The sequence below is a fragment of the Psychrobacillus sp. FSL K6-1267 genome, from assembly GCF_038003265.1.
Classification (GTDB): Bacteria; Bacillota; Bacilli; order Bacillales_A; family Planococcaceae; genus Psychrobacillus; species Psychrobacillus faecigallinarum.
Window position 1 is genome coordinate 3,194,329 of the sequence record NZ_JBBOOR010000001.1, and the last position, 15,291, is coordinate 3,209,619.

16 protein-coding genes are annotated in these 15,291 nt (G+C 35.5%); 7 read left to right on the forward strand and 9 right to left on the reverse strand.

The features are described from left to right. The first annotated feature begins 97 nt into the window (after nucleotides 1-97). Entirely contained in the window at nucleotides 98-1,150 is a 1,053-nt protein-coding gene (locus tag MHB55_RS16425) for an LLM class flavin-dependent oxidoreductase (protein WP_154310057.1), read from the forward strand. 365 nt (nucleotides 1,151-1,515) lie between these two features. Here the strand turns inward: MHB55_RS16425 and MHB55_RS16430 are convergent, their stop codons facing one another. The 7 genes from MHB55_RS16430 to hemE form a co-directional block, all read right to left on the reverse strand. Next, nucleotides 1,516-2,070, reverse strand: a complete 555-nt coding sequence (locus MHB55_RS16430) for a GNAT family N-acetyltransferase (RefSeq protein WP_340863675.1) — start codon at nucleotides 2,068-2,070, stop codon at nucleotides 1,516-1,518. Nucleotides 2,071-2,175: 105 nt separating this feature from the next. Beyond that, complete coding sequence (locus tag MHB55_RS16435; protein ID WP_340863676.1) at nucleotides 2,176-2,916, reverse strand: alpha/beta hydrolase; 741 nt, start codon at nucleotides 2,914-2,916, stop codon at nucleotides 2,176-2,178. A 301-nt stretch (nucleotides 2,917-3,217) separates the two neighbouring features. Next, nucleotides 3,218-5,407 (reverse strand): YhgE/Pip domain-containing protein, encoded by a 2,190-nt coding sequence (locus MHB55_RS16440; RefSeq protein WP_340863677.1) that lies wholly within the window; start codon nucleotides 5,405-5,407, stop codon nucleotides 3,218-3,220. A 67-nt stretch (nucleotides 5,408-5,474) separates the two neighbouring features. After that, nucleotides 5,475-6,044 (reverse strand): TetR/AcrR family transcriptional regulator, encoded by a 570-nt coding sequence (locus MHB55_RS16445; protein ID WP_144539141.1) that lies wholly within the window; start codon nucleotides 6,042-6,044, stop codon nucleotides 5,475-5,477. Between the two features lie 93 nt (nucleotides 6,045-6,137). After that, entirely contained in the window at nucleotides 6,138-6,617 is a 480-nt protein-coding gene (locus MHB55_RS16450) for a FixH family protein (protein ID WP_144539142.1), read from the reverse strand. Between the two features lie 163 nt (nucleotides 6,618-6,780). After that, nucleotides 6,781-7,713: a ferrochelatase gene (hemH, locus tag MHB55_RS16455; protein WP_144539186.1), complete on the reverse strand. Its 933-nt coding sequence runs from the start codon at nucleotides 7,711-7,713 to the stop codon at nucleotides 6,781-6,783. A 17-nt stretch (nucleotides 7,714-7,730) separates the two neighbouring features. Next, entirely contained in the window at nucleotides 7,731-8,783 is a 1,053-nt protein-coding gene (hemE, locus tag MHB55_RS16460; RefSeq protein ID WP_144539187.1) for a uroporphyrinogen decarboxylase, read from the reverse strand. Nucleotides 8,784-9,076: 293 nt separating this feature from the next. On the opposite strand from hemE, the gene MHB55_RS16465 reads away from it, so the two are divergent. Together MHB55_RS16465 and MHB55_RS16470 are read left to right on the forward strand one after the other, a co-directional pair. Continuing rightward, nucleotides 9,077-9,565, forward strand: coding sequence for an antibiotic biosynthesis monooxygenase family protein (locus MHB55_RS16465; protein ID WP_144539144.1), 489 nt, complete (start codon nucleotides 9,077-9,079; stop codon nucleotides 9,563-9,565). Between the two features lie 659 nt (nucleotides 9,566-10,224). Continuing rightward, nucleotides 10,225-10,497 carry a 2TM domain-containing protein gene (locus MHB55_RS16470; RefSeq protein WP_144539146.1) on the forward strand — a complete coding sequence of 91 codons (273 nt, stop codon included), beginning with the start codon at nucleotides 10,225-10,227 and terminating at the stop codon, nucleotides 10,495-10,497. A 351-nt stretch (nucleotides 10,498-10,848) separates the two neighbouring features. Here MHB55_RS16470 and MHB55_RS16475 read toward each other — a convergent pair whose 3' ends face one another. Beyond that, nucleotides 10,849-12,045, reverse strand: coding sequence for an ABC transporter permease (locus tag MHB55_RS16475; protein ID WP_154310054.1), 1,197 nt, complete (start codon nucleotides 12,043-12,045; stop codon nucleotides 10,849-10,851). Then, a complete protein-coding gene (locus tag MHB55_RS16480; RefSeq protein WP_144539150.1) occupies nucleotides 12,029-12,778 on the reverse strand; it encodes an ABC transporter ATP-binding protein in 750 nt (249 codons plus the stop codon). Before MHB55_RS16480 ends, MHB55_RS16475 begins: the two co-directional genes overlap by 17 nt. Nucleotides 12,779-12,925: 147 nt before the next feature. Between MHB55_RS16480 and MHB55_RS16485 the strand changes: the two genes are divergently transcribed. From MHB55_RS16485 to MHB55_RS16500, 4 genes are all read left to right on the forward strand, one after another. Then, nucleotides 12,926-13,354 (forward strand): HIT family protein, encoded by a 429-nt coding sequence (locus MHB55_RS16485; RefSeq protein WP_151113022.1) that lies wholly within the window; start codon nucleotides 12,926-12,928, stop codon nucleotides 13,352-13,354. A gap of 110 nt (nucleotides 13,355-13,464) precedes the next feature. Further along, complete coding sequence (locus tag MHB55_RS16490) at nucleotides 13,465-13,989, forward strand: tryptophan transporter (protein WP_191697595.1); 525 nt, start codon at nucleotides 13,465-13,467, stop codon at nucleotides 13,987-13,989. A 105-nt stretch (nucleotides 13,990-14,094) separates the two neighbouring features. Next, on the forward strand, nucleotides 14,095-14,472 hold the full coding sequence (locus MHB55_RS16495) for a YtxH domain-containing protein (RefSeq protein ID WP_144541780.1): 378 nt from the start codon (nucleotides 14,095-14,097) through the stop codon (nucleotides 14,470-14,472). Between the two features lie 273 nt (nucleotides 14,473-14,745). Continuing rightward, a complete protein-coding gene (locus MHB55_RS16500; RefSeq protein WP_144541778.1) occupies nucleotides 14,746-15,279 on the forward strand; it encodes an HTH-type transcriptional regulator Hpr in 534 nt (177 codons plus the stop codon). Nucleotides 15,280-15,291 lie beyond the last annotated feature (12 nt).

Consider the following 15,291-nt stretch of genomic DNA (forward strand, 5'->3'; position numbering starts at 1 on the left):
TGAAATGAATTATTGTTTATAACCAAGCAATATGCTAGGATTAATGATATTAACAATTTTCTGAATTAACAATATTTAAAGAAGGGTTGGATATTAAATGAGATATGGCTTTTGGTTACCTGTATTCGGTGGATGGTTACGTAATGTACAAGATGAAGAAATGCCGGCAACATTTGAATATGTCAAAGACTTAGCACAACAAGCGGAATTTTTAGGCTATGACTTAACACTAATAGCTGAGTTAAATCTAAATGATATTAAAGGGATTGAATCCCCTTCCTTAGATGCGTGGTCAACTGCAGCAGCTATTGCAGCGGTAACTAAACGTCTAGAAATTTTGACTGCCATCCGACCTGGCTTTCATAATCCTGCTTTAACAGCCAAAGCTGCCACTAATATTGATCAGATAAGCGGTGGACGTTTTTCACTTAATGTTGTATCTGCATGGTGGGAGGGTGAAGCTAAGCAATATGGAGGAATTTTCACGGCACATGATGAACGCTATGCCCGAACTGAGGAATTTATAGCTGTTTTAAAAGGATTATGGAAGGAAAACCCTTTTACCTATAGAGGCCATTTTTATCAGTACGAAAATACTTATTTATCACCCAAGCCAACGAAACAGCATATTCCCTTATATGCCGGAGGAGAAAGCGAAACTGGAAAGCAAACAATTGCTAAAACGTGTGATTCCTATGTAATGCATGGGGGCACAGTAGAGGAAGTCGCTGAAAAGATTGAGGACATGAAAAAAAGACGCCAACAGCTTGGTGATAAACCTTTAGAATCATTTGGTATGTCTGCTTATGTTATTTGTCGAGATACTGAGGAGGAAGTACAACAGGAGCTTGCTCGTATCACAGAAGTAAAAGAAGGGTCTGCGGGTTATGAGGGTTACAAGGATTTTGTTAGCAAGTCTCATCTTAACGTTGAAGTACAGCTCAAGGATTACTCTGTATCTAACCGAGGATTGCGACCAGACCTAATAGGAACTCCTGAACAACTTGCTAAGAAAATTATTGCCTTTGAGGAAATAGGCGTAAACCTATTAATTCTCCAATTTTCCCCTCAACATAGGGAAATGAAGCGTTTCGCAGAACAGGTAATGCCTCTAGTAGAGAAATTTAAGAGGGAAAAGCAAGAAGTTTGACTAACTCATACGTGAGTGTAACTCATGTGGGTTAAGAGAGACAAATGAGCACTCACAAACAAGACTCCAAGCTAGGATAATGGATTAGCTAATTGCTCTCCCTCTGAACACATTCGCCTAGAGCGAAAATCATTTTACTATTTCTCCTTTCTTGTTGAAAATTTAGTATTCTAAATACCAAAATTCTAAAAGTACTAATAATAATGAGCTTTGAAAGATCTTTCCAAGCTCATTATATTTTGCAATCGTTTTTTTACTGATTAGTACAATAACAACCTAGCACAGGCGACGCAAAATCCTTGGAATCTCTTTTGATATGTAATAAAAATAATCCTTTATACGTTTAATTTAAGTAGAACCGAGATTTAATAGAGATATCCTAGAAAATCTAAGTCTCCTTCTGTCCATTCGTTTGTACTAATATTCTTTACCATCAAGTCACTTCTTTCTTCATAGCCTATACCCAAAATAGTTTGATTTCTGTCATCGATTTTTAACCACTTACATTTGTTCTTAACAGATTTGTATCCATTATTTAAATACAATGTCTTGTTGTCGGCAAATAAAAGTAAAAAATCAATATCTTTCTTTACACAGTATTTATCAATTTCTAAAAGTAAAAGCGAAGCAATTCCTTTGGAGCGGTATTCTCGTGAAACACATAAGTCAATTATACCTAGCACTTTTATAAGTTTTCCATTAAGATTCATCACTCGGTAATCTAACCCTACCTGTGCCAGAAGGTGTTTCTCCTCATTAAAAACTAAAAATCTAAAATGAGGCACTTGTTTAAAATAAATTCTATTATTTGGATAAATACCTTTAAAGCACTCCGTCAATAACTCTTGAATATTTTCAGTCAGTTCATTGTCAATATCGCACTCTATAATCTTTTTTATCTTCATATTATCTGGATGCATATAAAATATCCCTTCTAAACTATTCTTCTTTTAATAAACAATACATAAAGCACTCCACCCGCCATCCAGAAGGAAAGCTACTGTTAAGTTGAAGGCTCATTAAAACTACCATGTTAAATCATTTAAGAATGTAAGAATATCTTTGTTAACTTCGTTAATATCATCGCCTAATGTCATTAAATGTTTAGAGTTCGGATATCCCTTCATTATTTTTTGGTTCGTCGCTGCGCTTTGAAAAATTACCTCTGCACTCTCTTTATACAATGGTTCATCCAATTCACCATATAAAATACTGATTGGTGACGTTATAAGTGATAATTTATCCATCGTTATATCAATTAGCTGCTGGAACTCAACTAATGAATCGATAGACATATTTTGAAGGTGTTTTATTTCTAAGTTTATTTGGGCTTCTTTCTTCCCTTCTAGTTGTTTGTATCTCTTTGCATAATGAAAGACACGCTTTTGTAGAAAATTAGCTTCCCTATGTATTGGAACTGACATTGTCACAACACCATTTACCTCCAACTCTTGACTAACTTTTAATGCAAACACACCTCCAAGAGAGAGACCAATCACAGCAATCTTTTCAAAACCTTCATCCTTTAATACCTGGTAGCCGTTTAGCACATCTTGCCACCAATCTGATGGTCTATATGTCAGAAGTTCTTCTGCTGTTAAACCATGCCCACTGTACAATAGTCCATAGCAAGAATAATTGTTCTTTTGCAAATACCTTCCTAACTTTTTCATATCATTCGTATTGCTTGTAAAAGAATGCAATAGTAAAACTGCCTTGTCCCCACTTTTATAGAAAAAAGGCTTAGGAGGTATTATTTTCATCATAATTTTGAGCACCTCACTAACTTATTTTTATTTTTATTAAATATTCTATTAGAGCGGAAACTAATATAGTGTAGGTGTCACCGTTCCATTTTACGATAAAAACCTTTTCCATTTAACATAGCATATATTTGTTAATTTCATATACTATTAATACATGTACATTTGTCACACTGTTGAGTGGAATGACAGGACACGACTTATGCGGTATTATTGTTCGTATCTTTTCACATAAATAGAAATTATGAAATTGATTCAATAAATAAGAAAAAGCCCATCTTCATTACAGAGATGGGCTTTCATATTATGCTTCTTTTGGTTGTTTAGAATAGCGTTTTGCAAACAATAACATAAAGTAACCAAATGTTATCGCCAAGCAGACTACCATAAATCCAAGCAAGAAGCTGTTATTTTGCCAGAAATGACTTAAATCACCTGTAGAAATTGATGCTTTAAAGCTTTGAACAGAATAAGTCATTGGCAGCAATTTATTAAAGAATTGTAACGGTGCTGGTATTAGTTCTAATGGGAATGTACCTGCACTTGTAGTAAGCTGCAAAATCAAGATTACGATTGCAACAAATCGACCTGGATCGCCTAGTATAGAAACTAACAACTGTATTAGCGCTAAGTATGTGAAGCTTGTAATAACTGCAGAAAGGATGAATAATCCAACACTTTGAGTTTCTAGTTTTAAAACAAATAGTGCCACTGCTACTACAAACAACGATTGAATAATCCCTACTGCACCAAGAACTGTTACTTTACTTGTAAACCATTTAGCCCCACTTGTAGGAGCAATAACAGGCTGAACAAATGGGAATACGATAGAAATTAACAAAGCACCTACAAATAAACCAAGTGATAAGAAATAAGGTGTGAATCCTGTTCCATAGTTAGGTACCTCATTGACTCCTATAACATCAACATCTACCGGAGAAGCTACCATTTCATAAGTAGATTCAGATGCATTTACTTCTCCTGCTTGTTCACTCGCTTCTTTTAAACTAGATTGTAAAGTGTCAGTTCCATCAGCTAATAACTGTGTACCTTCTACTAGTTTAGTAGATCCATCCGCTAATTCTCCCGACTTCTCAGCAAGTGTACCTGTTCCCTCTTTCAATTGAGAAGAACCTGATGCTAATTCGTTCAAGCCATTCACTAGACTTGATGAGCCAGAATATGCCTGATTGATACCTGCGTTAAATTCGTTCATTTTTTCTTCTAAAGTCTTAGTACCGCCAGCAAGACTTGCTGAACCTTCTAATAAAGCTGTGGAAGATGAGGCTAATTGTGAAACCCCTTGTTGAGCTTGTGAGTAACCTCCACTCAATTGTTCTGCTCCACTAACTATTTGAGCTGTTCCACTAGTTAGATTTTTTGTTCCACCAGCCAATTGCTCTAAGCCAGAGGAAACAGAAGTACTACCAGCTTCTAGTTTTGCCAAGGTTTCTGTAATTGCAGCAGACTGTTCTGGTGGTAAAGCAGCTGTTATTTGGCCTAATTGTTGAGACAATGCTTGAATGCCAGCTGTTACATTAGCAGAACCTTGAGCAAGTTGATTTGTACTGTCGTTCAATTTAGAACTACTAGCTTGTAGCTTAGTTAAAGAATCAAGTAGACCTTTTTCTTTCTCACTTAGTAATTGATAACTTTCATTTAATTTATCTACACCTGCAGTATAGTCTTGGATACCACTATTTAAAGCAGTAGCCCCTGATGCTGTTTGACTAACACCATTCGTTAACTGGGAAGATCCATCAGCAAGCGTTGCTAAACCTTTGTTTAAATCTACAGAACCATTAGCAGCCGACTGGATACCCTCTACAACCGTACTAGTGCCGTCTCTTAACTCAATCGTGCTACTAGCTAATTGTTCAAGATAACCTTTTAAATTGGAGGCACCATTATTAACTTCTACTACCCCGTCCTTTAGTTGACCAGCACCATCAGATGCCTCTGCAAATCCATCCCCTAGCTTAGTAATGGAATCAAATAATTGCTCTGCATAGGTTGCCGATACTTGTTCATTTACTTCAGCTCGGATTCGATCCATAGCTGTTTCTCCTATTTGCGAGGATAAGAAATTATATCCTTCATTTGCTTTATAAGTGATCACCATTTTCTCTGGCTTCTCATCTAACAAAGTTGTTGCATGTGCAGAAAAGTTATCTGGAATCTCGATTAATAAATAATAATCTTGGTTTAATAGGCCTTCATCAGCCTCTTTTTCAGACACAGATACAAATTTAAATTGACCACTTTCTCGGAGCTTATCTGTTAGTTCCTTACCAAGGGAAAGCTCAGTCCCGTTGAATTCCGCTCCCTCATCTGAGTTAACGACCGCTACAGGCAGGTCACTTAGATTAGCATACGGATCCCAGAATGCCCACAAGAACATTCCAGCGTACATCACTGGAATAAATAAAACAGCAATTACTGAAATCAATAACTTTTTGTTTTTAAAAATACTTTTCCATTCCGATTTTATCATTTAAATACCTCCTAATACTGTATGACCAATATGTCCATTTGGTCATTATATGCTAAAAAAATGAGTCTCAAATTGCGAGACTGCGAAAAATTGTGTCTTGAAAGAAGTTAGCTATCTCTTCTTCGGTTAAAGAATCATCATGGGTTAAATTCCAGTCATTCACAAATCCAACGTATGCCTTTAATAATAAATATGCTACAAGTTCTTCGTTTACTTTTCGGATTTCACCTTTTTGCACATACTTATTAATCTTTTCGCCTATGAACGAAACAATAGCTTGTTCGACTTGTCCAATTACTTGTTTTACTGCTGGGGTTTTCCATTGTGTTTCTTCATCAATTATTTTAGCGTACAATTGATGAGTTTCTCGGAACTCAAGCATCTTCATTAGAGCAGCATGAGCATTTTGTTGGAAAGGTGCTTCTTCAATAATTACATTAAGAGCCTCCTGCTTCATCTCTTCGATCATGCGGAGAACAATTTCTTGAAATAAGACTTCCTTATTTTCAAAAAAATTATAAATAGTACCTTTTCCTACATTTGCAATCTTTGCAATCTGCTCCATTGTAGTAGCTTTATATCCGAAAAGAGAAAAGGACTTATTGGCAGCTAGTAAAATTTCCTGTTTACGGTCCATTTGGTTACCCCCTCACTAAAAAAATGACTAGAAAACCATCTCGGTCAACTAGTCATTATAATACTCTCTATTTTTTATTTATGCAAGTATTATTTAATGATTTCCATCACTATGCTCCATATGATTCATCGAGTTATCGCTATCATCTGGTAACACTTTACTCATATCTGGATTTCCAACGGTAAGCTCTTGTTTTGGCATTACGTGAAGACCTCTTGCTGTTGTATGAGCAAACATATAATAAACTCCGTCATGATCAAAGGTAAAATTCGCTTCATAAACACCATCTTCTGTAAGTATTCCTTCTACCATATGTCCTTCTTCACGCAATCCTGATTCCCAAACTTCAAACTCCACAGAGTCTGCATCATTTACGGCTTCCTTACTTTGTGTCACTTTTGCAGAAAGAACTACCTCTTCACCTACCTGTAACTTCTCAGGTGTTTGAATTTCTACAATAACCTCATCCAATGTTCCTTGATGGCTCGTACTTGTATGAGTTTCTTCCTTCTCTCCACATCCGACTAGCGTGAAAGCTACTAGTAGCGCAAGCACCATAATTGTCTTTTTCATTCGTATAATCCTCCTAGATTGGCAATATAATTATTTACAGCAGCTGTTCTTTTTACCCCAGTGATCGTATACCGTTATATGTAGTTTCTTCTACTCCACTTATTAAAAATGCTCTAAAAGCTATCAACTTTTAGAGCATTTTATTTACTTATCGTTTTTTCGACTAAGCTTTTAAATGCTTAAGTACTACATCTGCCATCGCATCAATAAATTGAGGTTGGTCGTTCGGCATAGCAGGACGCACATAATTAGCACCAATTTCATCACAAACTACTTTACATTCGTAATCATTGTCGTAAAGAACTTCTAAGTGTTCTGCAACAAATCCTACTGGAGTATAAACAAATGTTGTGTAACCCTTTTCCTTGTATAAATCATGAGTTAAGTCTTGCACATCTGGCCCAATCCATGGCTCTGGTGTTTGACCTGCACTTTGCCAGCCCACTGCATAATTTTTCACGCCAGCAGCCTCTGCGATTAGTTCTGCAGTTTCTTTTAGTTGATCTTCGTATGGATCTCCCATTGTCTTAATTTTTTCAGGTAGAGAGTGAGCAGATACGATTAAACAAGCTTTTTCACGTTGCTCTTCTGACATTTTTGCAAATGCCTCGCTTACTTTATCGCTCCAATACTGGATAAACTTAGGCTCTGTATACCAGCTTTCTACTGAAGTAATTTTTAGGTTGCCAAGTTTTTCTGCTTCTTCTTTAATACGTCCATTATAGGATTTAATAGAGAACGTAGAGAAATGTGGAGCTAATACGATGGAAACTGCTTCTGTAATTCCATCTTTATGCATTTCTGCAACTGCGTCTTCTAAGAACGGCTCAATATGCTTTAAACCTATATATAGTTTAAATTCGATTTCATCTTGTACTTCATTTAAACGGTTGCAAAGACCTTTTGCTTGGTTTTCCGTGATTTTTGCAAGTGGAGAAATACCTCCAATTGCTTTATAGCGACCTGTTAAATCATCTAATTGTTCTTCACTTGGTTTGCGACCATGACGAATATGCGTATAGTAACGTTCAATATCCGCTTCCTCGTATGGTGTTCCATATGCCATTACTAATAGTCCCATTGTTTTCTTCATAATTCTCACCTCTAAATTTTTTAATTAGATTTCGCTGAAATAAGTTCTCTACTATAATCATGGATAAGAGCAGTTAAGCGTTTTAAGACATCAGGATCTACTTCAGGGAATACTCCGTGTCCAAGGTTAAATATATGACTTGGATGAGCCACACCTTGTTCAATAATCAGTTTTGCACGTTTTTCAATTTCCGCCCATTCCCCAATTAGATAAGAAGGATCTAAATTACCCATTAAAGGTTTAGTTAGTCCTTTTGCACGGGCTTCTTCGATGGATAAACGCCAGTCGATTCCCACCACGTCTACAGGTAGGTCATGCCATTCCATTGCTAAGTGGCTTGCTCCTACACCAAATGTGATTAAAGGAACGCCTGTTTCACGCAGTTCTGAAAAGATACGTGTCATAATCGGTTTGATGAAAATACGATAATCTGCTACGTTTAATGCACCAACCCACGAATCAAAAATTTGAATAGCCTTAGCTCCCGCTTTAACCTGTGCTTTTATGTACACAACAATCATATCGGCAAGCTTGTCCATTAAAGCAAACCATGCTTGTGGCTCAGACACCATAAATGCTTTCGTTTTGTTGTAGCTTCTGGAAGGTCCTCCCTCAATCATGTAGCTCGCTAAAGTGAATGGAGCACCAGCAAAACCAATTAGAGGAACACTTAATTGTTCAGTAGTCAATAATTTAATAGTATCTAGTACAAATGGTACGTGATCTTCTGGAGAGAACTCGCCTAGATTCGCCACGTCTTGCACTGTGCGTATTGGATTTGAAATGACCGGCCCAACACCTGATTTTATTTTTACATCTACTCCAATTCCTACAAGCGGAGTTACAATATCTTTATAAAGTATCGCTGCATCCACGTTATAGTTTTCTACTGGTAGGCGTGTTACATACGCGCAAAGCTCTGGCTCGTGAGTAATTTGCTCTAAAGAGTATTTCTCTTTAATTTTTCTGTACTCTGGTTGGGACCTGCCTGCTTGTCTCATATACCATACAGGAGTATGTTCCACTTTTTCCCCGCGCGCTGCACGTAAAAGTGTGTCATTAAAAGTCGTCATTTCATTTCCTGCCTTTCTTGATAACATGTTATTTTAGACCTAATGTTTTTACGATGAATTCTCTTCATACTTTACTACAATGTAAAAAAAAAATCTTTTTAATTGCTTTGATAACGATTACATCCCGTTTCAAATATACGATTCAACTATAGACGTTTCTTTAATTAATGTATAGTTATATACGGTAATTGTCATAAATTTGTCCTGATTTCAAACCTTACTTTGAAATGAAAGTTTTTAAATTTGCAAAATTGGGGAAAAGTATAAATACAAAATATTTAGGAGGAAATTATATGAAATTATACATGACATCTGGAACACCTGAATTCATGCAATCCATTAAAGATAAAAATCCAAAAGAGGATTTGTATATTTTACATGGTGCAGGAAACTCTGTCCTCATACAAGAAACATCTGGAAAGTCCGTCTTCCAAGTCCCTCGTGTTTATGAAATTTTAGAAACGCTCGGTAATTTTAGTGAGAATGGCTACTTTGTCCTTCAGCATGTACCAGTATCGGACGAAGGTAAGTCTATTTTTGAGTACCAATATACAAATTTATCCCCTACAGTGCAATCAAATCCCGGTTTTATAGCATTAAGAGTGCTAAAGCCTTTAAAATCAGACACGTACATCATTTTATCAGAATGGACAGGAGCAAGCAGCTACGAAACATGGGAAAAATCAGTTACTCTAGACTTCACAAGCGTAGCAGATAAGCAACAGCTTTTCACAAGCGCCCCATATAAATCTACCTATCGTTCCAAATCAGAGGAAGAGTAATAAACGATTAGGCAAATTAATGAGAAGGCGAGTACTTATAGAAGTTTTTATTTAGGTGGTAACTAGCATTATTAGTTTACCACCTAAGTAATTAGCGTTTCCTTATATAAATCTTTAACAACAAGATAATAGTCTATATTCCACACATTGTCCTACACAGTTTAACTTAAGCTCCCGAGTTCCAAGAATTCCGGTCCTTAAAGAATCTATGAATAGTAATTACCATTATATATCTTGCTAGTAAGCTGAGTAGCTTCATTAATTACGTAATTTGCATATACTTTTCAGCATAAGCTGATATTCCCTCGGACTACAAAGTCTCAATTTTATTAGCAGTTTGTTCATTTCTCATTCTTTTCACTCCGAACTTTGAGTTATAAAATTTTTTTATTTTTATCATAGATTTATACCCCCATATCAAACTGTTCGGGTAATAATTGATATTAAGTAAAGTATTCCTACTTTTAATATAGAAGAGATTATAAAGAAGTAGATGGGAGGAAAATACATAGCCATACCTCCCCGATAAAGATCATACTGATTCCCCCACAGTTGTATATTTACGAGAATATATAATTTTTAAAAATCCATTTTAATATTTAGTATTTATGGTAAATTTAAATTAGGTATAAATATGCAGTAATGGAGGAAATGAGAAAATGGAACAAGATGAGATTTATCTACGAGCTAAAAAGAAGGTAGAGAATTTAAAATCGTTTTATATTCATTTAACGGTCTATGTACTAGTTAACCTAATGCTCTTTTTGATAAATATAATATCTGACCCAAGTTATTTATGGTTTTTATATCCTCTTGGAGGTTGGGGAATAGGTGTTGCTATACATGGTTTTACAACTCTTTCCCTTGGGAAGTTAGGAGCAGAGTGGGAAGAACGTAAGATTAAAGAGTATATAGAGAAAGATAAAATCTGAAACCTATGTTTTTAAGACATGTAAGTTTAGGTAGTTTTAAATTTTTTGAAATTAACCAACTTTTAATTTGTGAATGATTACATTAAAACTGGCTGTGTTCTTTAAAGAAAGCGAAATACAATGAGCTTGGAAATATACATTTTCCAGCTCATTGTATTTTTATTTCCTACATAATTACAAACACCCATTTTATTAAAGTGAAGTTTCTCTATCTTAAGCTGTCTGCTGTTCATCCTCAACTTGTTACTAATAAGGAATCTAGTAAAAAAATATAAACAAAAAAACCCCGCAATTGTTAGTTTGGTGTCTAACATTTACGGGGCAGTATACTCAATTACTTGAGGTTTTAATTTAAATTTTAGTCATACGTAAAGTCACTTCTGATATTACTAGCACTGCTACTGGTATTAAGAACATTACAGAAGCATAATCACCTTGGATTAAAACACCTATTAAAACAGCAACCGCCTGAATTAACTGAAGGAATCGAATCATACGAGCTACTGCATGCTTTCTTGCATCCTTTTCAATAGGAAACAATAGGTCCATTCTAAACTCATGTCCAGACAATAAAGCGTGCTTTATCTGAATAACGGTAGCAAACGCAAGGGCAGCCGCAAATATAATAGACACGATTGGGAATGGGATGAATATAGCTCCAATCATTGCAAGCCCAGTTAAACGCAGCCATAAATAGAAGAAGTCATTTGTACGGATGAAAGTTCTCATAACTAGGTAAAGCTGTGTATTCCTTTGTCCATATCCGGCAAGTTTATAGAATGCATCTAACCATTTTCTTCTTTTCGTCATTCCGCGGATGTGCGGAACATCTGTAAAGTAATTAGCAAATCGATAGAATCTCATCATACGAGATTGCTCGACTACAATAAAATGCTCGAAAGGAAATGGAACTTCTTTTTTCTTTTTAACCCATGCCATTGTGTAAACGAATTGCACAATAACTACTAAAATCATAAATAAATAGCTTCCATTCAATAGGAAGTACAATGATACCAATATTAGTAGGAAGCGAAGAAAACGATCTCCCCATACTCCTCTTCCATTTGAAGCCCAACGAAAGTTGAATTCAGTATGGATACTCCAATACTTGAATATTAATAAAAAAATTAATAGAGCAATGATTTCTTCCTTAGTACTACCTGCCACTCTTGTCAATAAAGGTATAGCAACGACAAATGCTGCTAGGGTGACAAATATTGAGGAGAAATAAGTCCATCGAAGAGCAAGTCGTATGTACTCCCCTAACTTGGTCTCCAATGGTAAAAAGTACACGCTGTCCGCATTTTTCAAAAGGGTAACCGGCGTGCTTAATGTAACTAAGATGCTTAATATTAAAGCTACAACCAAATATGCGGGAAAATCCTTAGGAGCTGAGTTTAGCCATTCGCTATACGTATAACCTAAAGCGCCAATTGCAAATACGATGACAATAGCCAAATGACCAGAAACAATAAACTTCAAATATTTCTGCAGCTCATTTATATAGAAAACAAATCGTTTACTCCATACCTCACGCAAATTGTTCATCTTGTTGTTCCTTTGTCATTTCAATATAAAGATCATCTAAAGTTGCATGAGGCATTTTAAATGCTGCTCGTAAATCTGTCATAGTCCCTTGTGCACGAATTTTCCCGTTATGCAAAAGAAGAATACGATCGCAGTATCTTTCGGCAGTTGATAATATGTGAGTGGACATTAGAACAGAAGCGCCCTCGTCCTTTCTTGACTTCATCTGATCAAGCAACGACTGAATTCCTAGGGGATCTAACCCAACAAAAGGCTCGTCAATAATATACAAGGATGGGCTAACTAAAAATGCACACATAATCATTACTTTTTGTCGCATCCCTTTTGAGAAATGGGTTGGAAACCAGTTCAACCTTTTTTCCATTCTAAACTCTTTTAATAGAGATGCTTTTCTTGCCTCAAATACGTCCTTATCTAAATTATAGGCCATTGCTGTAAGCTCTAAATGCTCATTTAACGTTAGCTCGTCATACAACACTGGGGTTTCAGGAATATAAGAAAAAGAAGAGCGATAAAGTGCTGGGTCATCCTTTAATGATTTACCATTAAGTAGAATTTCCCCTTTTGCAGCATTCATTGTTCCAATTATATGTTTGATTGTTGTACTCTTCCCTGCTCCATTTAATCCGATTAATCCAACTAATTCCCCTTTATTAATGGAAAAGTCTAAATCATGTAATACAGGCTTTCTTGTGTATCCTCCTGTTACATTTTTTACTTCTAATACAGTCATTTCTACACCTCTATTCTTCTTATTTATAATTTTACCAAAGCCTGCCTTAAAAATCTCCTTTCAATTTCAATCAATGTTTAGAAAAGAAAAACAAACTTGTCCTATTATATGTTAAACTCATCCTAACAATGAATAGGAGGTTTTTTCATGACTAACTGTATTTTTTGTAAAATAATTGATGGTTCCATTCCAAGTGCAAAAATTTATGAGGATGAGTATGTCTATGCTTTTATGGATATTATGCCCTTAACTAAAGGACATACTTTAATTATTCCTAAAAGTCACAAGGAAAATGTATATGACTTAAGTGAAGAAGAGGCAAGCAACTTGTTTAAGGTAGTCCCAAAAATCGCGACTGTATTGAAGGATACATTCGGACCCGTTGGGATGAACTTATTAAATAATAACGGTGCCCCAGCTGGGCAAAGCGTCTTCCATTTTCACTTGCATTTCATTCCACGCTACGATCAAACAGACGGACTGAAGCTTACTTGGAACACAAAAGAAAAAACTTATTCATCAGAAATGATTCAAGAGTTAGCCAAAGAACTATCAGATAAATTAATGTCCAACTAATTGCTTTTATAAGGAAAAAGCCTTACAATCATAAATAAGATTCTTGCTAACGATCATGAGGATACGTTAGAAGAACCAAATAGTTGAGAAAAGTTGAGGAGAGATGAGAAATGAATACGAAAAATCTTGTGCTAATGTCGTTGCTAGTCGGTGTGGGAGCTGTGCTTTATATTATTATTCCAGGTTTTAATGGGGGTATGAAGCCAGATTTTATGTTGACGATGATGTTTATTGGAATATTATTATTCCCAGAAATTAAAAATGTCTTTTTACTAGGGCTATCTACAGGAATTATATCGGGATTGTTTTCTACCTTCCCTGGAGGATTTGTTCCTAATATTATTGACAAGTTAATAACTGCTTTAGTTTTCTTCGGATTAGTGATATTACTTAAAAAGTTAGCAAACAAATTAGCGACTGCAATTGTTTTAACGTGTATTGGAACATTAGTCTCTGGTACTGTATTCCTATCTACTGCTATATTCATCTTCAATGCAGGCGCAGTCTTTACAGAACTTTTCGTAATTGTCGTTTTACCAGCGGTCTTTATAAACGGTATAGCGTTTTTTATCATTTATCCGATTGTCGGAAAACTTGTAAGACGCTCCAATTTTAAGACAGCACTTACTATTTAAATACCAAAAGCTTTCCTTTTACAAGGAAAGCTTTTTTTGTATTCAATATTATGTTTTAATAATGGAAAGGAAAGGAATAATATATACATATAAGGAGTGATTTGAATGAAAGTATCACAATTATTAATTGGTGTAGCTCTTGGAGCATTAACAGGTGCTACGACCGTACTTTTATCCACCCCTAAAAGTGGTACAGAAGTTAGGGAAAATATTAAAACCGTATCTGCCGATTACAAAGAAAAGCTCTCTGATATTAACGATCAGCTACGTAAAGTAAAAGTATCCATACAAAGCTTAAAGGCAGAATCACAGGTAATGATTCCAAGAACAGTAAAGGACGTAAAAGAAAGCGTCGAAAAGTGGCAAAATGGTACACTGCCTCTCCAGCAACAACTACAAAATGAAATTTCTTCTATCCAATCAGCTATTGAACAGCTTGAGCAAGCACTTCCTAAGAAAAATGAGGTTGCAGAAACCCGCTAAACAGAAGTATGCATTTAGTCTTTTAGATTAAAGGCATACTTTTTTTAAAAGAATATGGAGGTACTTTCCCCTCCTTTTTTCATTTTTCTCTGTTGTAAGCATAGGAAGATCTTTTTTAATAGATTGTTCGGCATTGCGAAATCGTATTTCTCTTTGTCTCTTTCTATATTAAATTATTATAAAATTAATAATATTTTTAAATATTTTATTTCAACTTCCTTACTTTATTGCTATAATGTGTAAAGATTATAACTCAGAAAGAAGGCATACGAGATGACTGATCAATTTTATACGATGAAGGAAGCAATGCTATATAGTCAGCGAATAGCTCAACTTTCAAAAGCTCTTTGGAAGGCAGTCGAAAAAGATTGGCAAACTTGGATTAAGCCCTATGATCTAAATATTAATGAGCATCATATTTTATGGATTTCTTATCACCTTAAAGGCGCTACTATTTCCGATGTTGCAAAATTTGGAGTAATGCATGTGTCTACTGCCTTTAACTTTTCCAAAAAGCTAGAGGAAAGAGGATTACTTTCTTTTTCTAAACGAGATACGGACAAGCGTAACACATACGTAGATGTAACTGAAAAAGGTCAGCAGCTTTTAGAGGAAATGTATGAAAATTATCATGAAACTCCTCATTCTGTTATTGAAGGCTCTCGTCCTGTAAAGGATCTTTATGGAAGGTTCCCAGAGTTCATGGATGTGATGGCTGTAATCCGAAATATATATGGCGACGATTTTATGGAGATATTTGAGCGTTCTATTCAGAACATTGATGATTCTTTTACTAAGGCAGAATAGCGTTAAACCAGC

Bases quoted from the DNA above. Each gene is read 5' to 3' on its own strand.
- MHB55_RS16425 (WP_154310057.1), top strand. From the start codon at position 98: ATGAGATATGGCTTTTGGTTACCTGTATTCGGTGGATGGTTACGTAAT.
- MHB55_RS16430 (WP_340863675.1), bottom strand. From the start codon at position 2,070: ATGCATCCAGATAATATGAAGATAAAAAAGATTATAGAGTGCGATATT.
- MHB55_RS16435 (WP_340863676.1), bottom strand. From the start codon at position 2,916: ATGATGAAAATAATACCTCCTAAGCCTTTTTTCTATAAAAGTGGGGAC.
- MHB55_RS16440 (WP_340863677.1), bottom strand. From the start codon at position 5,407: ATGATAAAATCGGAATGGAAAAGTATTTTTAAAAACAAAAAGTTATTG.
- MHB55_RS16445 (WP_144539141.1), bottom strand. From the start codon at position 6,044: ATGGACCGTAAACAGGAAATTTTACTAGCTGCCAATAAGTCCTTTTCT.
- MHB55_RS16450 (WP_144539142.1), bottom strand. From the start codon at position 6,617: ATGAAAAAGACAATTATGGTGCTTGCGCTACTAGTAGCTTTCACGCTA.
- hemE (WP_144539187.1), bottom strand. From the start codon at position 8,783: ATGACGACTTTTAATGACACACTTTTACGTGCAGCGCGCGGGGAAAAA.
- MHB55_RS16465 (WP_144539144.1), top strand. From the start codon at position 9,077: ATGAAATTATACATGACATCTGGAACACCTGAATTCATGCAATCCATT.
- MHB55_RS16470 (WP_144539146.1), top strand. From the start codon at position 10,225: ATGGAACAAGATGAGATTTATCTACGAGCTAAAAAGAAGGTAGAGAAT.
- MHB55_RS16475 (WP_154310054.1), bottom strand. From the start codon at position 12,045: ATGAACAATTTGCGTGAGGTATGGAGTAAACGATTTGTTTTCTATATA.
- MHB55_RS16480 (WP_144539150.1), bottom strand. From the start codon at position 12,778: ATGACTGTATTAGAAGTAAAAAATGTAACAGGAGGATACACAAGAAAG.
- MHB55_RS16485 (WP_151113022.1), top strand. From the start codon at position 12,926: ATGACTAACTGTATTTTTTGTAAAATAATTGATGGTTCCATTCCAAGT.
- MHB55_RS16490 (WP_191697595.1), top strand. From the start codon at position 13,465: ATGAATACGAAAAATCTTGTGCTAATGTCGTTGCTAGTCGGTGTGGGA.
- MHB55_RS16495 (WP_144541780.1), top strand. From the start codon at position 14,095: ATGAAAGTATCACAATTATTAATTGGTGTAGCTCTTGGAGCATTAACA.
- MHB55_RS16500 (WP_144541778.1), top strand. From the start codon at position 14,746: ATGACTGATCAATTTTATACGATGAAGGAAGCAATGCTATATAGTCAG.